At 64.4% G+C, this 25,594-nt stretch carries 17 protein-coding genes; 16 read left to right on the forward strand and 1 reads right to left on the reverse strand.

Going from position 1 to position 25,594, the window contains the following annotated elements; translation table 11 throughout:
• Positions 1-6: 6 nt before the first annotated feature.
• From ACDK93_RS18195 to ACDK93_RS18235, 9 genes are all read left to right on the forward strand, one after another.
• Positions 7-978 (forward strand): hypothetical protein, encoded by a 972-nt coding sequence (locus ACDK93_RS18195; protein WP_458070428.1) that lies wholly within the window; start codon positions 7-9, stop codon positions 976-978.
• 289 nt (positions 979-1,267) lie between these two features.
• Positions 1,268-1,945 (forward strand): response regulator transcription factor, encoded by a 678-nt coding sequence (locus ACDK93_RS18200; protein ID WP_458070429.1) that lies wholly within the window; start codon positions 1,268-1,270, stop codon positions 1,943-1,945.
• Positions 1,932-3,287, forward strand: coding sequence for a sensor histidine kinase (locus tag ACDK93_RS18205; protein WP_458070430.1), 1,356 nt, complete (start codon positions 1,932-1,934; stop codon positions 3,285-3,287). The genes ACDK93_RS18200 and ACDK93_RS18205 overlap by 14 nt, the downstream gene beginning before the upstream one ends.
• Positions 3,288-3,426: 139 nt before the next feature.
• Positions 3,427-6,279, forward strand: coding sequence for a TonB-dependent receptor (locus tag ACDK93_RS18210; RefSeq protein WP_458070431.1), 2,853 nt, complete (start codon positions 3,427-3,429; stop codon positions 6,277-6,279).
• 96 nt (positions 6,280-6,375) lie between these two features.
• Positions 6,376-7,395: a YncE family protein gene (locus tag ACDK93_RS18215; protein ID WP_458070432.1), complete on the forward strand. Its 1,020-nt coding sequence runs from the start codon at positions 6,376-6,378 to the stop codon at positions 7,393-7,395.
• Between the two features lie 56 nt (positions 7,396-7,451).
• Positions 7,452-8,753, forward strand: a complete 1,302-nt coding sequence (locus ACDK93_RS18220) for a histidine-type phosphatase (RefSeq protein WP_458070433.1) — start codon at positions 7,452-7,454, stop codon at positions 8,751-8,753.
• A 188-nt stretch (positions 8,754-8,941) separates the two neighbouring features.
• Positions 8,942-11,260: a TonB-dependent receptor gene (locus ACDK93_RS18225; protein ID WP_458070434.1), complete on the forward strand. Its 2,319-nt coding sequence runs from the start codon at positions 8,942-8,944 to the stop codon at positions 11,258-11,260.
• A gap of 116 nt (positions 11,261-11,376) precedes the next feature.
• Complete coding sequence (locus ACDK93_RS18230; protein ID WP_458070435.1) at positions 11,377-12,042, forward strand: response regulator; 666 nt, start codon at positions 11,377-11,379, stop codon at positions 12,040-12,042.
• Positions 12,039-13,439: a sensor histidine kinase gene (locus tag ACDK93_RS18235; RefSeq protein WP_458070436.1), complete on the forward strand. Its 1,401-nt coding sequence runs from the start codon at positions 12,039-12,041 to the stop codon at positions 13,437-13,439. Before ACDK93_RS18230 ends, ACDK93_RS18235 begins: the two co-directional genes overlap by 4 nt.
• 44 nt (positions 13,440-13,483) lie before the next feature.
• On the opposite strand, the gene ACDK93_RS18240 is transcribed toward ACDK93_RS18235, so the two are convergent.
• Positions 13,484-14,521: a YncE family protein gene (locus ACDK93_RS18240; protein ID WP_458070437.1), complete on the reverse strand. Its 1,038-nt coding sequence runs from the start codon at positions 14,519-14,521 to the stop codon at positions 13,484-13,486.
• Positions 14,522-14,717: 196 nt separating this feature from the next.
• Here ACDK93_RS18240 and ACDK93_RS18245 point away from each other — a divergent pair, with 196 nt between their 5' ends.
• The 7 genes from ACDK93_RS18245 to ACDK93_RS18275 all read left to right on the forward strand — a co-directional run bounded on the left by ACDK93_RS18245 (position 14,718) and on the right by ACDK93_RS18275 (position 25,575).
• The gene (locus tag ACDK93_RS18245; protein WP_458070438.1) at positions 14,718-16,106 is read left to right on the forward strand and encodes a TolC family protein; all 1,389 of its coding nucleotides are present in this window, start codon (positions 14,718-14,720) and stop codon (positions 16,104-16,106) included.
• On the forward strand, positions 16,103-17,155 hold the full coding sequence (locus ACDK93_RS18250; protein ID WP_458070439.1) for an efflux RND transporter periplasmic adaptor subunit: 1,053 nt from the start codon (positions 16,103-16,105) through the stop codon (positions 17,153-17,155). The genes ACDK93_RS18245 and ACDK93_RS18250 overlap by 4 nt, the downstream gene beginning before the upstream one ends.
• Positions 17,152-20,241: an efflux RND transporter permease subunit gene (locus ACDK93_RS18255; protein WP_458070440.1), complete on the forward strand. Its 3,090-nt coding sequence runs from the start codon at positions 17,152-17,154 to the stop codon at positions 20,239-20,241. Before ACDK93_RS18250 ends, ACDK93_RS18255 begins: the two co-directional genes overlap by 4 nt.
• A gap of 537 nt (positions 20,242-20,778) precedes the next feature.
• Positions 20,779-22,986, forward strand: a complete 2,208-nt coding sequence (locus ACDK93_RS18260) for a TonB-dependent receptor (protein WP_458070441.1) — start codon at positions 20,779-20,781, stop codon at positions 22,984-22,986.
• Positions 22,987-23,127: 141 nt separating this feature from the next.
• Complete coding sequence (locus tag ACDK93_RS18265; RefSeq protein WP_458070442.1) at positions 23,128-23,289, forward strand: hypothetical protein; 162 nt, start codon at positions 23,128-23,130, stop codon at positions 23,287-23,289.
• A gap of 94 nt (positions 23,290-23,383) precedes the next feature.
• On the forward strand, positions 23,384-24,535 hold the full coding sequence (locus ACDK93_RS18270; RefSeq protein WP_458070443.1) for a homoserine dehydrogenase: 1,152 nt from the start codon (positions 23,384-23,386) through the stop codon (positions 24,533-24,535).
• Positions 24,536-24,585: 50 nt separating this feature from the next.
• Positions 24,586-25,575, forward strand: coding sequence for a homoserine kinase (locus ACDK93_RS18275; RefSeq protein WP_458070444.1), 990 nt, complete (start codon positions 24,586-24,588; stop codon positions 25,573-25,575).
• Positions 25,576-25,594 lie beyond the last annotated feature (19 nt).

Genomic DNA, 25,594 nt, shown 5'->3' on the forward strand with positions numbered 1-25,594 from the left:
CAGCCGATGATCGCGTTGGAAATCCAGGCCCTTTCGCAGCGACGGGAAAATCTGCTGATCGAGATCGGTCGCGTCGTCCTCGCGCATGGGTTCACCCTGCAGCGCCAGCGCCTGGCCGATGACCCGCACGGCGTGCTGCTGACGATGGTGGTACGTGGGCCGGAGCGCAGGCAGCGCGCGCTGGCCGCGGCGATGGATGCGCAGGAGCGCATCATCAGCTATCAGATCTCGGCGTTCGAAGAGGGTGTGCAGAAGCCGCATTTCGCCGCATCGCGCCGCATCGCGTATCAGCCCGGCGCCCCGGCTACCGAGTCGCCTGTCGAACCTGCGGCTGTCGAAGCGCCCGCGCCCGCGCCTGCTGTGGAGACGCTCGACGCAGCCGAAGAGTCCGAAGTCCTCACCGCCCTCGAGCTATCGACCGAACCGGACTATGCGCAGGCGATAGCCGCCGATATCCCGCTTGCTGTTGTACCGGCGCCAGCACCAGCGCCGACCGCACCTCCGATCGAACCCTTCGTCGAACTGATTCCACTCGGCCCCGATATCGGGGCCGTCGACAACATGCTGCCCAAGTTGCTCAGCGATTACCCGGACATTTTCCCCCGTCTGCGGAAGCTGGAAGATTCGGTCGCCGACGCCGCCCGCGCGTCCTCGCTGCAGCTGGCAGGCCAGCGCCTGGGCGCGTCGGTATTCGAACGCGACCATGGTCCTAACCGCGGACTCGAACTGCTTGAGGCGATCGAGTGCGTCGGCATGCCGTCGCTCGGCCTGCTAGTTCAAGTGGATCAACAGGCCGAGCAGCTTCATATCCACGACAGCCCCATCTGCGGCGACGGCGGACAATCGGGCTGCGTGTTTTTCAGCGGCTTTCTGCAAGGTCTGCTTGAGCCCGCCGTGCAATCAAACCAGGTCTCGATATTTTCCGTCTGCTGCCGCAGCTTCGGCGCAGGCGAGTGCATTCTGGCGATCTCGGATTGATCCGAGTCTCACTGGGACTGGCGACACTTGCGCGGACATCCGCACCGCACAAGGGTTCACTAAGGCAGCGCTAAGAAAACGGTCGATCTGCGACACGGTGCTGCCGCCAAACCGTCATATGCGCGGCTCAGGCTAATTCAGTGGCTCTAGCGGCACGGCGTTGCCCACGCCGGCCGAGCACTGCGAAACATCCAGTAGCCAGCCGGACATGGCTGGCGCGCGGGCTCAAGGCATCAGCATTTTCGTTGATCGTCGCAACTAGCGAGTGCCGCAAGCGCAGGTTCTGCCGATGAAAATTCTTGTCGTAGAGGACGATCCCGGCACCGGCGCGCATATCGCATCGGTCCTCTCGATCGGCAATCAGGTCGTCGATCGCGCGATGGACGGTCGTAGCGGGCTGTCGATGGCGACGGCCGCGCATTATGACCTGATCATCGTGGATCGCATGCTGCCGCATCTGGACGGCATGTCGCTGGTGCGCACGATCCGTCGTCAGGGCAGTCAGACGCCGGTGCTGATGCTGTCGGCGCTGGGCGAAGTCGATCATCGGGTCGAAGGCCTCGATGCCGGTGCCGACGACTATCTGGCCAAGCCCTTTGCGCAATCCGAACTGAAGGCGCGCGTGAGCGCGCTGGCGCGTCGCGCACCGCTGTCAGCGGAACGTTCAAGGCTGCACGTCGATGATCTTGAGCTCGATACGATACGCCGCGAAGCACATCGCGCCGGCCGACCGATCGAACTGCAGCCGCGCGAATTTCGCCTGCTCGAATACCTGATGACGCATGCAGGCAAGGTCGTGACGCGCTCGATGCTGCTGGAGCAGGTGTGGGAGTTTTATTTCGATCCGGGCACCAGCCTGGTCGAGACGCACATCAGCCGACTGCGCGCCAAGATCGATCGGGGCTTCAAGTCGCCGCTGCTGATCACGGTACGCGGCGCGGGATACAGCCTTCGTGCACCCGACTAGTTTTCTGCGCACGGTGACGTTTCGCATCGTGCTGCTGCAGGCGGCGCTGTTCACCATCGTGGTCGCCCTACTCTTCAGCCTGGTCTGGCGCGAGCTGCACAGCTACGTCGAATATCAGGCCCGCACCGACGTACAGAAAGAGCTGATTACGCTGCGCGAGGCCGAGCACGACGGCACGCTGGCGGCGCAAATCCACCAGCGCATGAGCGCCGCACCGACGGGCGCCGACTACTACCTGCTGTCCGATCGACGGGGCAACAGGATCGAAGGCAACCTGGTCTATCGACCGCGTATGGCCGGCTGGCAATCCGTGCCGCTGACCGGCGCCAGAGGCCGGCATAAAGATCACGCGCTCGATGTGGAGCTACTGGTGACCCAACTCGCGGACGGCAACTGGCTGACCGTCGGACGCGATCGGCGCGAGATCGGCGAGCTCGATGAAGATCTGTCGCGCTACTTTCGCAACTGCATCGCGGTGATGGTGATGTTTGCCCTGCTCTCGGGAGCCGTTGCCGGACATCTGTTCGTCAAACGGGTGGACAGCCTCAGCGGCGAGGCCGAACAGATCGTAATGGGCGAACGCGCCGGCCCGCTGAGGCTGCGGCGCCGCGGCGCCGAGTTCGACAGGTTGGCGGGCCGGCTCAATCGCATGCTGGAGCGCATCCGCATCCTGATGGAAAACATGCGCCAGGTATCGAACGATATTGCCCACGATCTGCGCACGCCGCTGACGCGGCTGCGCCAGCGATTGGAGACGGCGCAGCTGGGGCCGAATGATCCGGCGCTGCTGCGCGAAGCCATCGAGCACTCGCTGGCCGAAGTCGACGACGTGCTGGCCACCTTCGGCGCGCTGCTGCGCATTTCGCGCGTGGAGGCGCGAGAACGCCAGGCGGGGTTTATGGCGCTCAATCTTTCGGAGTTGTTCGCGTCGATGGTCGAAGCCTATGCGCCGGTGGCCGAGGATCACGGCAAGCGCGTGCGGGGCGATATTGCGCCGGGCATTCAATCGCGCGGCGATCGCGCGCTGCTGGCACAGATGCTGTCCAACCTGATCGAAAACGCGATTCACCACACGCCGGCCGGCACGCATATCGCCGTGACGCTTCGGCCGGAAGCAGGTGGTTACACCGGCAGCGTCGAGGACGACGGGCCAGGCATTCCCTCGCAGCATCACGGTGAAGTTTTCCGGCGCTTTTTTCGCCTCGACAGCAGCCGCTCGTCCATCGGCTGCGGCCTGGGACTGGCGCTGGTCAGCGCAGTCGCCGATCTGCATCGCATTGTCATCGACCTGCGCGATCGGGCGCCCGGCCTGGCGGTGCGCATGCGTTTCCCGGCGGTGTGAACCCGTGCGGTCGCCCAACCTTACCGATCGGTATGCTGGCTGCATCGCCGCTGTCACACGTCAACTCTAGGTTGGGCGAATGGTCGAGCTGCGTCAGGTCGCGCTCCCCACGGTCATTTCCCAACCTAATGGACGTCTCATGCTGCTCACACGTGCGTTGCGACTGGCCCTCGGGCTGTCGATGTTCTCTCTGGTGATCGCGCCCGCCAGCGCGGAACACCATCACGAACCCAGCCTCAGCGGCCACGTGCAGTCCGGCACGGGACACACGCCGGTCGTCGGCGCCAGGGTCGAGCTGCGCGAACTGCATCGCTCGGCCGTCACCGATCATCATGGCGAATATGCGTTCACCGATCTGGCGCCGGGTGAATACACCCTGGTCGTCACCGCGAAGGATCAGGCACCGGTAGAGCAGCGCGTCACCGTCGATAGCCATGGCAGCGAACAGGACATTCTGGTCGACACGCACGCCAAGGCGCTGGACGAGGTCGACGTGATGGGGCGTTCGGTCGTCGACCCGGTGATCGACGCGCGCCAGACCCAGCAGCAGGCGCCCAACCTGATCCTGGTGCAGTCGGCCGCACAAATTCAGCAGCTGCCCGACGTCAACGCGGGCGAAGCGGTGCGCCGCCTGCCGGGCATCTCGCTGGAAACCGATAGCGGCGAGGGCCGCTTCGTCAATATCCGCGGCCTGGACTCGGACCTCAACAGCACCACCTTCGATGGTGTGCAGCTGCTGCCGACCAACCCGGCCAGCTCGCAGGGCGGCGCGCGCGCCGTGGCGTTCGACGCCATTCCCGCGGGGCTGATCGGCACCATCACGGTGACCAACACCAACCTGCCCGAGCAGGACGCCGAGGCGCTCGGCGGTACCATCGACATCAAGCCCAAGCAGATTCCTGCCGGCAAGGATTATTTTCTCGATAGCGAGCTCGGCTATGGCGACGAAAGCCTGCGCAGCAGCAAGGTGAAGGATTTTCAGCTCTCCGGCGGCGTGCGCTTTGGTCTGGACAACAGCGCCTACAAGCCCTTCAGCTTTGTCGGCACGGTGTCGTACTACGACGACAAGCGCGGCATCGACGACGTGGAAGCCGCGTACGTCGATCAGCAGTCGCAGGGCGTGCCGGACAAGGCTTTTGCCGGGCTGGAGCAGCGCTATTACAACTACAACCGGCGGCGACACGGCTACGGCGGCGAGCTCGCCTTTCAACCGGACAATGACAACCGCTGGTACGCGCGCTTTTTCGACACCGGCTACACCGAGCACAAGTACAACCAGGCGCTGGCTTACAACTTCTACAACGACCCCACCCTGCTGGCGGCCGACCCGGGCAACCCCAACGGCTTCATCGATTCGGGCGTGAACTTCGACCGCAAGCTGACCGACGAAGAGGAAAAGCTCGACTCCCGCGTGGCCACCATCGGCGGCGAAAACAATCTGCAAAGCTTCGAGCTGGATTACCACGTGGCATTTACCAAGGGCTCGTACAACCAGCTCTACAACTACGGCGCGGATTTTTCCAACCCCGATCCGAACAACGCGAATCTGCCACCCTACGCCGTGGTGCAGTACGACAACAGCACCGATCCGCGCTACCCGCGAACGACGGTGCTGAGCGGCTTGAATCCCCTCGATCCGAGCCAGTACGCGCTGCATAAACTATCCAACGGCACGGAACACTCGCACGATCAGGAGTGGTCCGGCGCGCTGAATGTCACGGTGCCAACGCAGTTTTTCGCCGGTGACGATGAAAACCTTAAGTTCGGCGTCAGTGGGCGGCTGCGCGATCGGCATGTCGACGTCGGCAGCTACAGCTATACCGTGCCCGACCTGCTGCTGAGCAACGCGATCACCGGTCAGTTCATCACCTTCTACAACAACCACTATCAGAACGGCTATGCGATCAACCCGGCGGTGATTCGCGCAATTACCCAGGGCGGCGCAGCGACCGAAGACATGCTGGGCGACCAGGGCGCTTATAACGCCGACAAGGAAGACGTATACGCCGGCTACGCGCAGTATCAGTTCAAGCCGGTCGACAAGCTGGACATCGTTGCCGGCGTGCGCTGGGAGCAGACCAATGCGTCCTACGCGGCGAATCAGGAGTTGACGGATGCCAATGGCAACGTCACGGTGACGCCGAACACGCAGCACAGCAACTACAGCGATTTTTTCCCGACCGTGCAGGCGCGCTACGAATTCGCGCCGGACCTGATCGGCCGCGCGGTCTACTCGCAGACCATTGCGCGACCGGGCTTCAACCAGATCACCGCCTCGGTGCTGGCGGACGCCACGCTGGGCACCATCAATATCGGCAATCCGCAGCTGAAGCCGATCAAGAGCGATAACTTCGACTTCGACCTCGAGTACTACCTGCCCCAGGGCGGCATCGTATCGGCAGGCCTGTTTCGCAAGGACCTGTCCAACTACATCGTCCAGACCGGCTCGACCGAGGTGAACCCCACCACCGGCCCGCTGGCCGGCTACAACGGCATCGTCACGACGACGGACTGGAAGAACATCAGCAGCGCCACAGCCACCGGCCTGCAGCTCAACTACGTGCAGCGCTTCAGCATGCTGCCGGGCTGGCTCGGCGGATTCGGCGTCAACACCAACTACACCTACGTGGACTCGCGCCTGCAGATACGCCCGGGCAACGACACGCCGCTGCCGTCGACCTCGCGCAATACGGCCAACTTCGCCATCACCTATGACTACGGCAACCTGACCCTCAACCTCGGCTCGTACTACACCAGCAAGAACATCTTCACCGTCGGCGGTTCCAGCGCGACGGACGTGTGGAGCCAGGGTCGGTTCTCGGTGGACTTCGGCGCGAGCTACGCCATCAACGACGACGTGTCGATTTTCTTGAGCGCGAAAAATCTCACCGACACGCCGCTGAAGTTTACCGAGGGCCCGGGCGCAAACCGACCGATCCAGCGCGAGTTCTACGGCCAGACCTATCTGACCGGCGTGCGCTTTCATCTCTGACCGGAACGTACGGCCCGCGCCGCGCGCGCGTCGATCACGCATATCAACGTTGACGGACCGCCACCTCGTGGCGTCCGCATTTCATGGAGCATGGCAATGAAACACCGCACTTTCAAACAGCTCGCGCTCACTACGCTCACCCTGGCCCTGGCGCCCATCGCGATGCAGGCCGCTGCCTCAGCGAGCGGCTACAAGGTGCAGGCGCAATACGCGCTGGGCGGCGGCGGCAAATGGGACTATCTGACACTCGACGCCGCCGCGCGTCGCCTGTACATCGCGCGGCTCGACCGCGTGATGGTGATGGACGTCGACAAGGGCACGCTGATCGGCGAAGTGCCCGGCGCCATCGGCGCGCACGGCGTGGCGCTGGTGCCCGCGCTGCATCGTGGTTATGTCAGCAACGGCCATGGCGACAGCCTCACGCCGTTCGATCTGGACACGCTGAAGCCGCTGGCCGTGATTCCCGTGTCCGGCAAGGACCCCGATGCGCTGCTGTTCGATCAGGCCACCTCCCACCTGTGGGCGTTCAACGGGCACAGCAACAGCGCCAGCGTGATTGATCCGGCCGCCGGCAAGGAAATCGGCCGCGTGGCATTTGCCGGCAATCCGGAGTTTGCGGTTTCCGACGAGCAGGGCCATATCTACGTCAATATCGAAGACAAGGGTCAGCTCGCACAGATCGACTCACGCAGCCTGAAAGTGCTGGCCACCTGGTCGCTCGGCACGTGTGAGGGGCCGACCGGTCTTGCACTGGACGTTACGCACCATCGGCTATTTTCCGTGTGCGCCAATCATCAGATGGCGATCACCGACGCGGTCGATGGCCACCATGTCGCCACGCTGCCGATCGGCGATCATCCCGATGCGGCCGGCTTCGATCCGTCGACGCAGATGGCCTTCAGCTCCAACGGCGACGGCACGCTGACGGTTGTCCATCAGGATGATGCCGATCACTACACCGTGGTCACCAACGTGGCGACCGCCAAAGGCGCGCGGACCATGGCCATCGATGAAACCACGCACAAGATTTTTCTCGCGGCGCCTGCGGTGACGCCACCCAGTCAGGCGCCAGGCACATCGGGTTCGTTCGGCGTTCTTGTGGTTGGCACCAACTGATTCAAATCCTCAGGCCTCGTTGCTCGGCACGAGGCCTAGCAACCGGAACCATGGTCATGACTCAGCTTCGCGTCGCTGTTCTTGCCGCCTTTGGCCTTCTCTTCTCCTGTGCTGCGCTGAATGCCGTGGCGGCCCAGGCTGCGCCCAAGGACGACCCACCCGAATTCGTCGTTATCCTGAGCCGCCATGGCGTGCGTTCGCCCACGGCCGAGCCGGCGGCACTGGACGCGTTTTCCGACAAACCGTGGCCGCGCTGGAGCGTGCCGCCGGGCTACCTGACGCCACACGGCAAGCAGCTGATGGCGCTGATGGGCGGGTGGTATCGCGCTCACTACAGCGATGCCGGCCTCGTGTCCGCGAATGGGTGTGCGGAGGCGCCATCGATCTATGTGGTGGCGGACGACGAGGAGCGCACGATCGAATCGGCTCACGGGCTGGTCGACGGTTTCGCGCCGGGCTGCCAGGTGACGGTCCATACCTCGACCGAACTGCCCGGCGACGGGCTTTTCGATCACCGCTTTGGCGATACCTTCGATCAGGATCGCGCCCTGGCATCCGCTGCCGTGCTGGGTCGCATTGGCGGCCAGCCCGAAAATCTTGTCGCCACGCATGCCGCCGCCATCGCAATGATGCAGGCGATCCTTCTGGGCTGTGATCAGGCGGGCTGCACACCGGCGCAGAAGGCCGGCAAGCAGCTGTTGCTCGACCAGCCGAGCGCTGTCGGCAAGGGCAAGGAGGACGCGCTGGTCGGCATCAAGTCACCACTGCACACGGCTTCGACCTTCGCAGAAAACGTTGCGCTCGAGTACACCGAAGGCTTGCCGATGTCGCAGGTCGCCTGGGGCCGCCTGTCTCCTCTGCAGCTCGGCCAGCTTTTGCAGCTGCATTCGGATTACAGCGATGTCGCGCTGCGCACGTCGCCGATAGCGCGCGATTACGCGCGCCACCTGGCGACCACCATTCTGGCCACGCTGCAGCAGGCTGACTCGCACAAAAAGACCGCCGGCGCGCTCGGTGACCCCGCCACGCGCGTGGCCTTTCTGGTCGGACACGACACCAATATCAGCACGCTGGCCGGCATGCTCGGCCTGCACTGGATGCTCGACGAGCAGCCGACCGATCCGACCTCCACCGGCGGTGCGCTGGTGTTCGAACTGCGGCGCGACAAAGAAAGCGGCAGCGCCAAAGTCCGCGTCTATTACGTCAGCCAGTCGATGGAGCAGATGCGGGAAAGCCGCAAGCTGACGCGCGACGCGCCGCCACTCGTCGCGCCCATCTTCGTAACCGGCTGCAGCGAGCCAGCGCCAGGCTATGGCTGCCCTCTGGATCGCTTCGCTCGACTCATCGAGCCACGTTAGGTGAATGTGCGTCAGCGGCAACCGCGTGGCTGGGGGCGGCATGGCGCTGGCGGCGACCTTTGCGAAAGATTCTACTTTTACTAAGACAGCACTAAGGGAAACGTATTTTCACCACATATGGCTGAAGCAGAACTGTCATGTAGCTACCTCACGCTAATGGGATAACCCAACTATCCCGCAGGTTTGTTATGCCAGGTCGATTCAGCGTCACGCAGCACCGTCAGCAAGGACTTGCGCTGCACCCATTGATCCACGGCCTGCGTCAGAGCATGGCGTCTGTGGGCTGGGTGGTTGTGACCGGCCTGTCGTTGAGCGGCAACGTATTTGCCACGGACGCCGCGCCAAGCGCGGCGCCGTCCGCTGAGGTCACCACGCCGCTGCCGGTCACACCGCCCAAGCAGCTCGAGGAAGTGGAAGTGCGCGGCAACACCGTCACCTCCGCGCTGACCCAGGCGCCCACGCAGGCGGATCTGACCATCACACAGCCGCAGTCGATCATCGGCCTGGACTGGATCAGCAACCACGTTTCGCCGACCGCCGACTACGCCACCATTGCCGCCATCGCGCCGGGCGTGACCAACGTCAGCCCGGCCGGCCCGGGCCTGGGCGAGTCAAAGCAGATGACCCTGCGCGGCTTCAACGACAACAGCTACAACGTGACCTACGACGGCATTCCGTTCGGCGACACCAACGACTTCAGCCATCACACCAGCAGCTATTTCCCGGCCAAAATGATCGGTCAGGTGCTGATCGATCGCGGCCCCGGCAACGCCAGCACGATCGGCGAGGCGACGTTCGGCGGCACGGTGGCGTTGAGCTCGAAGGATGCACGCGATGATTTCTCGTTCATTCCCTCACAGACCTACGGCAGCTACGGCACCTCGCTGACCCATCTGGAGCTCAACTCGGGCAAGTTCGACAACGGCGGCAAGCTGATCGCCAGCGCGCAGTACCTCACCACCGACACGGCCAAGACGGACGGCCAATCCTCGCGCAAGACCGGCTACGTAAAGTACGTACAGCCGATCGGCGACAGCACCGAGATCACCTTTCTCAGCAACTACAACTACATCCGCTTCAACAACCCCGACCTCAGCTCGCTGACCCTGCAACAGATCGCCACGCTCGGCCGCAACTTTGGTTTGAACAACGACCGCACCAGCACCAACTGCGCCTGCTACAACTACCAGACCAAGGAAACCGATCTGGAATACATCGGCGTGCACAGCCAGCTGCCCAGAGGCTGGGAGCTGGATGACAAGGTCTATACCTACGCCTATAGCAACGTCAGCCACGAAAGCCCGTACGTCGGCACCAAGACCTCCCCGACGGATATCGGCGGCTATATCAAGATCAACAAATACCGCGCTTTCGGCGATACGTTCGAGCTGACCCATACCGACGACTACGGCCAGTTCCGCACCGGCGGCTGGTACGAGTTCACCAGCAACGATCGCAGCAGCATCGCGATCGACTACAACCGCGGCGGCGCCATCGACGTCAAGCCGGGTCAGCCGATCTACGGCTCGTTCAACGCCAAGGGCGTGTATAGCGGACCGTTCAAATACACCATGAACGATCGCATGCGCACGACCCAGCTCTACGCCGAGTACGAGTGGCATGCCGCCGACAAACTCACCATTACGCCGGGTGTGAAGAACGTCGACTTTAAGCGATACATCGACTCGCCGATCAATCAGACCACCAAAACGCCGCTGTACTACGACCAGACCTCGCGCAAGACGCTGGGCTTTCTCACCGCCAATTATCTGCTGCGCGATGACTGGAGTATTTACGGCACAGCAGCGCAGGGCTATCTCGCGCCGAACCTCAACGAGTTCTACGTGCCGGATCCGACCAAAAACAAGATCAGCCCCGAGCAAACCAAGAACTACCAGTTCGGCACGGTGTACAAGACCGACCGCTTCAACGCCGATGCGGACGTCTATTTCATCAACTTCCAGGACTACGCGTTCTCCACCACCATTCCCGGCACCACCGACGCGGTTTACTACCAGGCGAAAGGCGCGTACATCAAGGGCATTGAAACGGAAGCCACGTATTTTCTCGGCGCCGGCACGAGTGCGTTCGTCAACGGTTCAATCCAAGACGCCACGTTCAAAGGCTCAAAGCTCGATGTGCCCAACGTGCCCAACCGCACCGCGGCGATTGGACTGCTGTACGAAAACCAGGGCTTTTTCGCCTCGGCCTACGACAAGTTTTCCGGTCGCCAGACCGCCTACAACAGCAGCTTCAACCCGGACGTGGCCAGCACAGCAAAGTACACCCTCCACACCGGCGGCTTCTGGCAGGCGGCGGCCAGCATCGGCTACGGCCAGAATCTCAATGGTCCGGTGTTCAAGAGCTACAAGCTGCGGCTGGAGGTGGACAACCTGTTCGCCAGCCAGAATCTGGTGATCAACTCGGTCGACAGCAAAAGCGGCGCTGGCTCGTACTACGTCTTGCCAGGACGCAGCTGGTTTGCGTCCGTGTCGCTCGGGCTCTGATCGGGAAGTGACGCCGCATTGCCTCTAAGTCGTTTGAAAGCGATAAACGTAATACTGTGCGCTTGTCCCCTGCCGCTCCGACAATCCATGCGGAGCGACAATCGGAGGAGCGCACGTTGCACATTATTCTGGTGGAAGACGACGCACCGCTGGGCGCCGCGATTCAACGCGCGCTGGAGCGTTTGTCCTATACGGTGACCTGGCTGCACGAAGGCCGGGCTGCGCTGGCCGCGCTGCGCGACGAAACCGCGGACCTGATGCTGCTGGACCTCGGCCTGCCGGGCAAGGATGGTCTGGACGTGCTGATCGAAGCCCGGCGCAACAACATCAAGACGCCAGTGCTGGTGATGACCGCGCGCGATACGCTGGAGGCGCGCGTCGCCGGACTCGACGCCGGCGCCGACGATTATCTGGTCAAACCCTTCCATCTCGACGAGCTGGGCGCGCGCATCCGTTCGCTGACCCGGCGCGTGCAGGGTCTGGCCGCCAACCGCATCGAGGCGGGCGCACTCAGCCTCGACCTGGGCACTTCAGAGGTGACGTTTCGCGGTGAGCGCGTCGAGCTCACCCGGCGCGAGTTTTCGCTGCTGCAGACGCTGATGGAACGCGCCGGTCGACTGGTGCGGCGCGAAAGCCTTGAAAACTCGCTGTACGGACTCGACAACGCGGTCGGCAGCAGCGCACTGGAAGTGCTGGTGCATGCGCTGCGGCGCAAGCTGAGTTTCGAGACGATTCAGAACGTGCGCGGCTTTGGCTACATGATTCCGCGAGAACCGCAATGACATCGCCCAGCCTGCGCGCGCGGCTGCGCTGGTTGATCGTGATCGTGCTGATCGTGGTGCTGGTGCCGCTGGGCGTGCTGAGTTTTCAGCGCACGATCCGGGAGGTCGATGAGCTGATGGATGGCCGGCTGGCCGAGTCGGCACGCACGCTGGAAGTGTTGATCGAGCACGCCGGCATCGACTCGCTGCGCGGCGGCGACGGCCAGAGCAACCTGGTGCCGGTACCGAACGAGGCGGCGATCAAGCTGGCCCGCCACAGGCACGCATACACCTACGAGGCCGAGGTCGGCTTTCAGGTGTTCGATCGACTGGGGCATCCCACACTGGCCACCGCCAACGTGGTCAGCCTGCCCGCGCCAAGGCCGAACGACGCCGACTTTCAGGATCTGCGCATCGGTGATTACCGCTGGCGCGTCTACACGCTGCGCGATGCCGGCGAAGGCGTGGTGATACGCACCGCCGAACGCTACGACAGCCGCAACGGCATTCTTCACGCGCTCTGGATTGATCACGGCGTGCCGCTCCTGCTGGGGTTGCCGCTGCTCGCCCTGCTGGTTGGCTGGGCGGTGACGCGCGGCCTGCGTCCGCTCGCTGCCCTGGCGCAGGCGCTGTCGGCACGCGAACCGGGCAGCCGCCAGCCGATTCGCCTGGACCAGGCGCCGCAGGAACTGCAGCCCGTACTGGATGCGCTCAACGCCCAGCTCGAGCGCCAGGAAGATGCGCTCGAGCGCGAGCGGCGCTTCAGCGCGGACGTGGCGCACGAGCTGCGCACGCCGCTGGCCTCGATCATGATCAATCTGGAAAGCGCGCTGGCCACCAACGATTTGAAGGAGGCGCAGGACAGCCTCGGCGGCGCCCAGCACAGCGTCGTCGCGCTGGCGCGGCGCATCGAACAGCTGCTCGCCCTGGCGCGGCTCGAAGCCGGCGCGGCATCACGTCAGCGCACAACGATCGATCTGGTCGAGGTCGCCAGCGAAGTGATCGAGGAGCTGACCACCATCATCGCCGAAAGCGGCGTGCAGCTCGATTTCGTGAGGCGCAATCCGCACGTCATCGTGCAAGGTTACGAGGCCGCGCTGGCCGCGCTGCTGCGCAACCTCATCGAAAACGCGCTGCGCCACGTGCCGCAAGGCGGCCAGGTGCAGCTGATCATCGAGCAGGCGGGAATCGAAGCCACGATCGACGTGATCGACGATGGCCCCGGCATTCCGGTCGAACAGCGCGCCGCCGTATTCGCGCGTTTTCATCGCGAAAAATCCAGCCGCGGCGAAGGCTACGGACTGGGGCTTTCCATCGTGCAGCGCGCGGCTGAGCTGCATAACGCGACGATCGAACTGCTCGATTCGCCATTCGGCTCCGGCCTGCGCGTACGGGTGGCTATTCCCCTGGCCGGATAGCGGGACAGCGCTCAAACGCTGCCCCGCTGGGTCGATCGGTCGACTTAACGCTTGCCGACAACCAGCACCGTAAAGCTGCCCGGCACGACCGATGGACGTCCATTCGCCTGCTTGGTAGCGCCGAACTTCGCCGCCGACAGATACAGCCGATGCGATGACGGATCGAGCGCCAGCGTGCGTGCGCTGACCTGGGTCGCGATGGTCTCCTTTACTGTGTAATGGTCCGCATCGTCCTCATGGATCGCGGTGATCGTGCCGCTCTCGCCGTTGGAGCTGTAGACCATCGAGGCCGCATCGTCGAATACCACCGCATCGGGGCCGTCGCCGATTGGCAGCGTGGCGACGAGGTGCCCGTTGTCCGCATCGACCACGGCCATTTTCTGGTTGTCGCACACCGAGAACAGCCGATGGTGCTGGCGATCGAGCGCCAGACCGCTGGGTGATTCGCACGGCGCCAGCGGCCAGGTGTTCAGCACGGTGTTTTTGGCCGAATCGATCTGGACCAGTTCGGACTTGTCCTCAATGTTCACGTACACGTGGCCGGCGCCATCGGACACCGCAAACTCCGGCTTGCCCGGCAGCGCGATGGTGGCGATCACGGCATTCGTGGCCGGATCGATCACGCTGGCGCTGCTGCTTTTGCCGTTGAGGGTCAGCACGTGATGCGAGGCGGTGTCGTAGACGATGGCGTCGGGGTTGAGGCCGGTGCCCTTGATCACCGCGACCGTCTTCAGCGTATCCAGATCGAAGGCGGTGACGGTGGCCGCCTTGCCGTCGCTGGTGAAGCCACGCTTGATATCCTGCGCAAGGGCGATGCCGTGCACGCCCTGCGTATCGGCAATGGTTCCAATCTGCTTGTCGTGCGCGACGTCGATAACCAGCACGCGATCACCGCGGCTGACGAATAGGTGATGGTGTGCCGCGTCGAAGCTGAGGTAATCCCAGCCGCCGTCGCCGCCGAGATTCATGCGTGAGATCACCTGGTAGCCGCTGCCGGCATGACCGGCGTCGGCGGCGATGGACGGCGCGGCGAGTGCCAGGGCGAGCGCCGCAGGCAGTAAATGACGGAAAAGTTTGTGCATGAGACGGTCCTGGCGGATGGCGGGAAGATTGATCGCGTATCAGCATGAAACCACCCGCTTACTGCCACCTTAGTGACGGCGCGCAAGATCCTGCCTGCTGCCCTTCCCGCCTTCAGTCAAAGTGTCACGCCCCACAAAGTTCCTACTAAGCCGCGCCCGTTAACGTAGGCACCTTCAGCATGACCGGGAGCGCGACTTGTCGCGATCAGTAGCAACACAGACCGATGACACGCTGCCGATCGTTTCGGCGGCGCGCTCGCGCGCCCTGATCGTCGGCCTGTGCTGGATCGGCAGCGCGGTGATCGGCGGATGCGCCACTTATCGCCCCGCACCGCTGCCGACAGCCGTCGAACTGCCGCACGACATAGCCCATCTTCAGGGCGCGCCGACCGACGGACGCGCGCTCGACCTGCCGACGATCGAGCGCCTGGTCCTGCTCAACAATCCCGACCTGCGCTCGGCCCGCGCCCAGCACGATGCGGCCCAGGCGCAAATGCTGCAGGCCGGACTGCTGCCCAATCCGGCGATCAACGGCAGCATCGGCTATCTGATCTCCGGTGTCGGCGATGCCACCGCGTGGACGGCCGGCATCAGCGAAGACATCCGCGCACTGATCACCCTGTCGCCGCGCCGGCAGGCGGCAAAAGCGGCAGCGGCGCAGGTCGACGCGAGCCTGCTGTGGCAGGAGTGGCAGACCGTTGGCAAGGCGCGCCTGCTCGTGGTCGATCTGGTCGAGGGCGAGCGCCTGCGCGCCCTGCAGAGCCACACGCTGGAACAGCTGCAGCAGCGCAACCGCCAGCTTCGGCAAAGCATCGCGCAGGGCAATACCGACCTCACCGCCGCCTCGCCGGATTTCGTCGCCGCCGCGGACGCGCAAACGGCCTATGACGACCTGCAGCGGCGTTTGCTTAGCCAGCATCACGATCTGGCCGCGCTGCTCGGCATGGCACCGGACGCGTCGGTTCCGCTGCCGGCCACGCTGGACCTGCCGGCGGCGGACGACGCGCGCACTCGCGCCGACGCTGGGGACATCGAACGCCGGCGCCCCGACCTGGTGGCGCTGCAGCTCGGCTACCAGGCGCAGGAGGCGACGCTGCGCGCGGCCGTGCTGGCGCAGTTTCCGATGTTTTCGCTCGGCTATGCGGCATCGCAGGACAACAGCCGCGTGCGCAACGGCGGCCCGGCGGTCACTTTCGACCTGCCGATCTTCGATCGCAATCAGGGCAACATCGCCATCGCCAAGGCCACCCGTCAGCAGCTACGCGACGAATACATGGCGAGGCTGTCCTCGGCGCACGGCGAAATCGATGCGCTGCTGACCGAGCAGTCGCAGGCGCGTGCGCAGCTGGCCGAACTGTTGCCAGCGTTGCCCGCGGCCGTGCACGACGCCGATCAGGCGACCAGCGCGCAGCAACAGGGGCTGATCGACCTGCGCACGTACGTCGATCTGCTGATCGCCGCGCAGAGCCGGCAGGCGGCTGCCATCACCCTGCAGCAAACCGTATTGGAGCAGCAGGTGGCGATGGATACGCTGCTCGGCACCGGCATGCCCGATTCCCTTCCTCAGGATGTCATTGCGCCATGAACTTGCGTCTGTGCCGATTCCTTTTTTCGCTCGCCGCCCTGACGCTGGCTGGCTGCGGTGGAAGCGCCGATGATTCGGGCGCCGCCGGCAATGACGAGGTCAGCGCCGCTGTCACCACGCAGGCCGTGCATCAGGGCAACCTGCCCGACGTCGTCAGCGCCTACGGCACCGCCGCGCCGGCGATCGACGCGGCCTCCACGCTGAGCATTCAGGCCGAAGGGGCGGTGACGCAGTTCGACGTCACGGCCGGCACGGCCGTGCACCGCGGCCAGCGCCTGCTCACCTTCACGCTGTCGCCGACGGCAGCGGCGGCTTACCAGCAGGCGCGTACGGCGTTGAACGTGGCGCAGGCTGCACGCGAACACACCGCGCAACTGCTGGCGCATCAGCTCGCCACGCGCGACCAGCTGGCGCAGGCGGACAAGGCGGCGAGCGACGCGCGCTCGGCGCTCGACGCGCTGCGCAAACAGCAGGGCGACGGCCGCACCATGGAGCTGCGCGCGCCGTTCGACGGCATCGTCAGCAGCATCGCCGCCACACGCGGCGACACGCTGCAGCCGGGCGCACCGCTGCTGTCGCTGGCGCGCGGCGGCGGACTGCTGGTGAGCGTCGGCGTGGAGTTGGATCCGCAGCACCCGCCCGTGCCCGGCGACAAGGTCAGCCTGGTACCGCTGGGCGCCGGCGCTTCGGTGACCGGCGTGGTCAGGCGCGTGGCCGGCATGCTCGACCCGCACACGCATCTGCAGAACGCTGACATCACGCCCGACGGTCCCGTGATCGCCGGCATGGGCTATCGCGCCGATATCACCGTCGGCCAGTGGCGCGGCTGGCTGATACCGCGCGATGCGCTGGTCGAGGACGGCACGGCGTGGCAGGTGTTTCAGGTCGCCGGCGGCAAGGCGGTCAAGGTACCGGTCACCCTCGTTGGCGCATCCGATACGGTGTCGGTGGTCAGCGGCGCGCTGGATGCACAGCGCCCGCTCGTCGTGGTCGGCAATACCCAGCTCGAGGACGGCATGGCGGTTCGCACGGCGGAGCCGGCGAAGTGAGCGAGCCGACATCGCACCCGCCGTCATCGAATGAGTCGACGACGCACGAGTCCAACTGGCTGGCGCGCCACGGCCGAACGCTGATCATCGTGGCGCTGGCGCTGATGCTGGCCGGCCTGGCCAGCGCGCTGTCGCTGCCGGTCGGCCTGTTTCCGCAGGTGTCGTTTCCGCGCGTGGTGGTCGATCTGGATGCCGGCGACCGGCCAGCCGACCAGACCGCGCTGCTGGTCACCCGTCCCGTCGAAGAAGCCATCCGCACGGTGCCCGGCGTGGTCAGCCTGCGCTCGGAAAGCACGCGCGGATCGGCCCAGGTCTCGATCGATTTCGGCTGGGGTCGCGACATGACGTCATCGACCCTGCTGGTCGATGCGGCCATTGCACGCGTGCTGCCTACCTTGCCCACCGGCAGCACGTACGACGTGCGCCGGATGGACCCGACCGTTTTTCCGATCATCTCGTACGCGCTGCACTCCGACACGCTGTCGCCGGTCGCGCTGCGCGATCTGGCGCAGTATCAGATCGTGCCGCTGCTGGCCGCCGTGCCCGGGCTCTCGCACGTCGATGTGCAGGGCGGCGAGACCGCCGAGGTCGAAGTGGAGGCCGACCCGCACAAGCTCGCCCTGCACGGTCTGGCGCTGAGCGACCTGGTCACGGCGCTGTCCGGCGCCAACGCGCTGCAGGCGGTCGGTCGCGTGCAGGATCACAACAAGCTTTATCTCGTCGTGGCCGATCATTCGCTGAAGGGCGTCGACGCGCTGCGCAACGTCGTGGTGAAAAGCGACGCCACCGGCTGGATCAAGCTGTCCGATGTGGCGACGGTGCGCGACGGCTACGTGCCGCAGTGGATAAAGGTCGCCGAGGACGGCAAGCCGGCGGTGCTGTTTAACGTCTACGAACAGCCGGACGGCAACGCCGTGCAGATCGCGAAGGCGGTACGCGACAAGCTGGCCGGCTTCGCGCTGCCGCACGGCGTGACGATCCGCAACTGGTACGACCAGAGCGAACTGGTCACCGAGTCGGCCAACAGCGTGCGCGACGCGGTGATCATCGGCCTGGTGCTGGCCGCGATCGTGATGCTGCTGTTCTTGCGCAACCTGCGCGTCACCCTGATCACCGTCATCGTGGTGCCGGCGACGCTGGCGGTGACGGTGCTCCTGCTGAGCGTGCTGGGACTGAGCTTCAACATCATGACGCTGGGTGGCATTGCCGCCGCCGTGGGCCTGGTGATCGACGATGTGATCGTGATGATCGAGCATATCGCGCGGCGCGCCGGTGCCACGGGCGAGGAAGCGCGTGGCGGCACCGGCGTCGATGCGGTACTGCCGGCGGCGCGCGAATTCATGGCGCCGTTGTCGGGATCGAGTCTGGCCACGCTGATCGTGTTCATTCCGCTGGGTTTTCTCGATGGCGTGACCGGCGCGTTTTCGAAGGCGCTGTCGGTCACCATGGCCAGCGCGCTGATCGTGTCGTGGCTGATGACGGCGCTGGTAGTGCCGCTGCTGGCGCGGCAGCTGATCAACTTTCAGCGCTGGCAGGACCCCGGCAGCAATCCGCGCGGCTGGCTGCGGCGCGCGCATGGCCCACTCTACGACGGGCTGGCGCGGCGTCCATGGCTGTTGGCCGTGGTGCTGATTCCGCTGCTGGTGTTGGGCTATATCGCCTATACCAAGGTCTCCACCGGCTTCATGCCGACGGTGGATGAAAGCGGCTTCGTGATGGACTACTACACTGCGCCCGGCACCTCGCTGCCGGAGACCTCGCGGCAGGTCGGCCAGATCGAGGCCATTCTCAAGGCTCAACCGGAGGTCGACACGTTCTCGCGCCGACTCGGCACCGGCCTCGGCGGCGATCTGGGGCAGTCCTATCACGGCGATTTTTTCGTCAAGCTGAAGCCCGATCACGCCCGTGCCACCGAGGACGTGATGAGCGCGGTGCGCACCCGTATCGAGAGCGAAGTCCCCGGCGTGCAGATCGAACTGGCGCAGCTGATGGAAGACCTTATCGGCGATCTCACCGCCGTGCCGCAGCCGATCGAGATCAAGCTCTACGGCACCAATCCGGGCGAGCTGGACGCCCAGGCCGACAAGGTCGCCAAAGCGATCGGTGCGATCAACGGCGTGGTCGAGATCAAGAGCGGCGTACAGCTCGCCGGCGATGCGCTCAACGTCACTATCGATGCCGCCCGCGCAGGGTTTGAGGGCATGACCGTCGACGCGATCACGCAGGCCGTCGACCAGGCCATCTCCGGCACCGTCGCCACGCAGCTGCCGCAGCTGACCAAAAGCGTGGGCGTGCGGGTATGGATTCCCGGCGCCATGCAGCTGAAGATTCCGCAACTCGCGCAGCTGCCGATTCGAGCGCCCGATGGCCACGTGTTTCCACTCGGCCGCGTGGCAACACTGAAAACGGTCAGCGGCCAGCCGCAGATTTCGCGCGAGGATCTGCAGCCGATGGTCGCCGTCACCGCGCGCATCGAAGGGCGCGGCATCGGTGCGGCCGTTGCGGATGTGAAAAAGTTGCTGGCCAAACCCGGTGTGCTCGATGCGGGCGTGCGCTACGAGCTGGGCGGCCTGTATCAGCAGCAGCAGATCGCCTTTATCGGCTTGAGCAAGGTCTTCGCCGCCGCGCTGGTGGCCGAATTCATCCTGCTGATGTTTCTGTATGAGCGGCTGTGGCTGGCGTCGATCGTGCTGGGCTGCTCGCTGTTCTCGACCACGGCGGTTTTCATCGCGCTGTGGCTGAGCGGCGTCGATCTCAATATCACGGCCATGATGGGCATGACCATGATCATCGGCATCGGTACCGAGATGGCGATCTTCTATGTTTCCGAGTACGTGAGCCTGGCGGAAACCGTCGAGCCGCGGCTGGCCCTGCGCCAGGCCAGCGTCGACCGCCTGCGGCCGATCACCATGACCACGCTGGCGGCGATCCTCACCCTGCTGCCGCTGGCGCTAGCGATTGGCCAGGGCTCGGGCCTGCAGCAGCCGCTGGCCATCGCCATCATCGCCGGACTGATGCTGCAGTACCCGATGGTGCTGCTGGTGATGCCGATGCTGATCGGCTTTACGTTGAAGCGCCGCGCCTGACAGTTACACCTTTCAGGGCAACGTGACGCCCATCGAAGCCAAGCTGTGCGCGGGCACCGATCCGCGCACATGCGCCTACTGCTGAATGATGACTTGCCGCCCAATTCAGGCGAATAAGTAATGCCGTGCTACGCGCGACCAGATAATCCGTTATATAAATCGCATTGTCGACTTGTCCGATGATCACGACCGCGTTTCAATGTTGATCCGTCGAGGGGATATTTTTATATGGCCCGATCACCTATCCTGCGTCAGCTTCGCCTGGCGGTATTCGACAAAAAAAATAGCCAGAAGATATAGAGCTGCCGCGGACAGATCCGGCGACAGGGTTAGCCCCACCGTGCGTCTATTTATCGCCTTATCTGTCGCAAACGCTTGCGCTTTAGTTCTTGCGAATGCTTAGAATATGCTTAGCAAGGTGCACTGTTTTTTATATATTTCAAATCGTTCCTGTAAAACGATTTTGGTTATCAAATTGTCACAGTTTAAAACTAGAAATAGCGGGTCATTAAAACCCAACCCTATTTCTGGATAGCCATGAAGCGGATCAGTCGCACCACTCTTTTCACGAGCACCCAGCTTGCGCTTTGCCTGATAGCCAGCCTGCCTGTAGCCAGCTACGCCAGCGATGTCACGGCGGCAGCTGCCGCGTCGGCCGCGCCGACCGACGCCGGCACCGACTCATCCAAGAAAGTGCAGAATCTCGACGCGGTAAAAGTGACCGGCTCGGCCGTCACGGTAGAAAAGATCGCGCCAACGCAGGGTTCGATGATCGCGATCCAGCCGCAGTCGATCATCGGCGAACAGTACCTGCGCGAAAACGTGGCGCCGACCGGCGACTACACCGACGCCATTTCGCTTGCACCGAGCATCTCCACCGTCGCGCCGAACGGTCCGGGCCTGATGGAAGCGCAGAGCGTGACCATGCGCGGCTTCCAGGACGGCGAATACAACGTCACCTTTGACGGCATTCCGTGGGGCGACTCGAACGATTTCACGCACCACTCGACCTCGTACTTCACTACGCAGGACACCGGCAACATCGTGGTCGATCGTGGCCCGGGCACGGCAAGCACGCTCGGCAATGCCACGTTCGGCGGCACCATTGCGGTCGGCTCACGTACGCCTTCAGATACGGCGGGTATCGAGCCGTATCTGACTTTTGGCAGTTTTGGTACCCGCGTCGAAGGCGCCCAGCTCGACACAGGTGCCATTGAACAGACGGGCGGCACCACGGCGCTCATCAACCTGGAGAACGCCCGGTCGGACGGCTATCTGACGTACGCCGGACAGCGTCGGCAGAACATTTTCGCCAAGATCGTGCAGCCGATCAGCGACAACACCACGCTGACCTTTGTCGGCATGTACAACAACGTCCGTCAGAACGTGCCGCTCGGTACAACGCGTGCCCAGATCAGCGCGTACGGACCGGATTACGGCTTGAGCAACGATCCGTACAGCCAGGACTACTACGGCTACAACCTCGACAATATCGACACGTACATGAGCTACGTCGGATTGCACTCGGCATTCGACGGCTGGACCATCGACAACAAGGCGTATACCTATTCGTACAACCACTTCGGCTGGAACGGCGAAGATCCGAACGGCGAAACGCCGAACGGCACCATCTACAGCCCGCTCGATGTGCCGGCCCAGGCTCTGCGCAATACCTACACGTCGTATGGCGACATTTTTCGGCTGAGCAAGGAGCTGGGACCCGGCGAGCTGCGCACCGGCTTCTGGTACGACCGCCAGCGCAACCTGCGCACGCTGTATGAGGTGGATGCCAACCTCAACTACGCCTATAACGCACCAACTCAGCTGGCCGCCACCGATCGCGACATGCGCGACACGCTGACCACCTTTCAGCCCTACCTCGAATACAACTGGAACGTCACCGACCAGGTGTCGCTGACGGGTGGCCTCAAATACGCCGACTTCAAGCGCAACATCAATGCCGTCGTCAACCAGAAAACCGGCGCGCCGCTGGTCTATTCCAAGGATTACAGCAAAACCCTGCCGTCACTGGCGCTGCACTGGCAGCTGAGCGACAGCTGGACCGCCTACGCACAGATTGCCAAGGGCTTTTTGGCACCCAACCTCAATACGTTCTACACCAACGCGCCGCAGGACAATACGGTCAAGCCGCAGCAGACCATCAACAAGCAGCTCGGCACGACCTGGTCCGATGGACGCCTCACGCTGTCGGCGGACGGCTACTACATCAATTTCAACAACAAGATCGAGAGCCGTACCGTTGCGGGCAACACGGTGTTCTTCAATGCGGGCGGCGCCGTTTACAAGGGTCTGGAAGCAGAGGGCACGTATCTGGTCGGCGATGGCTTCAGCGTGTACGCCAACGGCTCGCTCAATCGCGCCATCGACAACGCCACCAACCAGTGGCTGCCCAACGCGCCCAGCAAGACCGCCGCGCTGGGCGTGATCTACAGCAGCGGACCGCTGTATGCGTCGCTGATCGATAAATTCGTCGGCCACCGCTACGGCGACACCGGTCTGCAGCAGCCGCTCGGTGGCTACGCGCTCACCAACTTTGCCGCCAGCTATACCTTTGCCGAGGGTTTCGGTGCGATCAAGAGTGTCAAGGTCGGGCTGCAGGTCAACAACGTCTTCAACAACAAGAGCATCTACTACCTTTCCGGTTACACCGCCCAGGACAACACGCCGCTGTATTTCACGATCCCGGAGCGGAGCTACGAGCTGACGTTGTCGGCGAAGCTTTGAGGAAAGGCTGACGTCGCAGCGCTGCGCTCGCGGCTCCATCGCCTCCAGCCTGCACAGGGCTGGAGGCCTTCGCACTGTTGCCGCACAAGGTTTCAATTGCACCTATTGACGTCCTTGCTGCATCGCGTCTATGTTCGAGCCATGTCGTCGAACTTCCTGCCAGCACGCATGTACCTCGCACCGGTTAACGCCTGCGCGCTGCTGCCCTCGGCAGGTCCTGCATCGAGCGGCATGTCCTCGTCCATCATTACGATTACCACCACGACCGGTACCGGTACGGGCTGGGAGTCGATGCGCGAATAGTTTCAACAAACGCGCAACGGCTCCGCCCTCCCAGAGGCGAGCCGGCACAGTCCGACCCGCTGCTGAAGAGTCGGGGCCTCATCCGGAGGCTACTGTGAACATCTGTGCACCCCAACTCGCCGAACAACCCCTCAAACGCCGCGCGGCCTTTCCGCTGGCACCGCCGTCGCTGCGCCAGCGCGTACTGTCGGTGGGCCTGATCGGCCCCGGCCGCGTCGGCAGCGCCCTGCTCGAACAGCTGCGCGCGGCGCAGCCGCGGTTGCAGCGCGATACCGGGCTGGCCCTGCAGCTGCGCGGCGTGGTCGCCAGCAAGCGCATGTGGCTAGACTGCGACGACGCCGAGCTCAACGGCCGCCATGGCGGCGCACAGACCTGGCGGCCGAATGATCTGGATGTATTCGCCGAACATGTGCGCAACAGCGGCCGCCACGCGCTGCTGATCGACTGCAGCGCCAATGACGCCATCGTCTCGCGCTATCCCGCGTGGCTGCAGTCTGGTCTGCACGTGGTGACACCGAACAAGCTCGCCGGCAGCGGTCCGCTGGAGCGCTGGCAGGCGATTCAGAGCGCCTGTGCCGACGGCGCGCGCTTTCGTTACGAGGCCACGGTGTGCGCAGGTCTGCCGGTGGTGCAGACGCTGCGCGACCTGCTCGATACGGGCGACGAGCTGCTGGCCGCCGAGGGCATGTTTTCCGGCACGCTGGCCTGGCTGTGCAACCGCCACGACGGCGCGCAGCCGTTTTCCGCGCTGGTGCGCGAGGCGCATGCGCTCGGCTATACCGAGCCTGATCCGCGCGACGACCTGTCCGGCATGGACGTGGCGCGCAAGCTGGTGATTCTGGCGCGCGAAGCCGGCTGGTCGCTGTCGCTGGACGACGTGTCGGTGGAAAGCCTGGTACCCGACGCGCTGGCCCAGCTGCCGCGCGACGAATTCATGCAGCGACTGGACGAACTGGATGCGCCGATGGCGGCCAAGCTGGCCGAGGCGCGCGCCTGCCACGGCGTGCTGCGCCACGTCGCCCATCTGGACCATGCCGGCCACGCTAGCGTGCGCCTGATGGTGCTGCCGGCGTCGCACGCGTTCGCGCATACGCGGCTGACCGACAACGTGGTGCAGTTTCGCACCCGCCGGTACTGCGATAATCCGATGCTGGTACAAGGTCCGGGCGCCGGGCCGGAAGTGACGGCGGCCGGCGTGTTTGCCGATCTGCTGCGCATCGCCGAATCGCTGCAGGTAAATGCATGAGCGCCCAGTCCTCCACCATTGCATCCATCAAAAGCCCAGCTCAGGAAGTCATGAAGTCCGCCCCGCCACGTGCCCGCCGCGCCCTCGCCTTTGCCCCCGCCTGTGTGGGCAACGTCGGCGTGGGCTTCGATATCCTCGGCCACAGCATGGCCGGCGCCGGCGACCGCGCCGACGTGCGCCGCATCGAGGAGCCGGTGGTGCGCATCTCGGCGATCCACGGCAGCGTGGTCGATCTGCCGACCGATGCGCCGGGCAATACCGCCGGCGCCGCGCTGATCTCGCTGCGCAAGGCGCTCGGCCTGCGCCACGGTTTCGACATCGTGCTGCACAAGGGCATTGCGCTGGGATCGGGCATGGCCGGCTCGGCCGCCTCTTGCGTGGCCGCGCTGGTCGCCGCCAATGCGCTGCTGGAAAAACCGCTGCCGCACGAATCGCTGTACGGCTTCGCCCTCGACGGCGAGGCGGTCGCCAGCGGCAGCCGGCACGGCGACAATCTCGGGCCAATGCTGCTCGGCGGGCTGGTGCTGGCCACCCACGATCGGCTGCTGCGCATACCCGTACCGACGAGTTGGCACTGCGCGCTGGTGCATCCGCATTTCGTGCTGGAGACGCGCAAGGCGCGCGCGGCGCTTGCCGGCGACTACCCGCTCAGCGCGTTCGTGGCGCAGAGCGCCAACCTTGCCCTGGTCCTGGCCGGCTGCTATCGCAGCGACGCCGCGCTGGTGCGCGAAGGCCTGAAGGACGTCTTGGTAGAACCGCGCCGCGCCGCGCTGGTGCCGAACTTCGCCCGCGTCAAGCAGGCCGCGCTCGATCACCGCGCGCTGGGCGCCAGCATCTCCGGCGCCGGCCCCAGCTTGTTCGGCTGGTACGAGCACCGCAGCGAGGCGGAGGCCGCCGCCGCGGCCATGCGCGCCGCATTCACCGAGGTGGGCCTCGACAGCGACACCTACGTCGCACCGGTGGACGGCCCCGCCGCGCGACTGATCGATGCCATCGACGAAAAGACCTGGGCCGACGCCCCCGCTGGCGAGGGCACATGACCTCAGCGATATGGCAAAC

The organism is Rhodanobacter sp. BL-MT-08, from assembly GCF_054161255.1.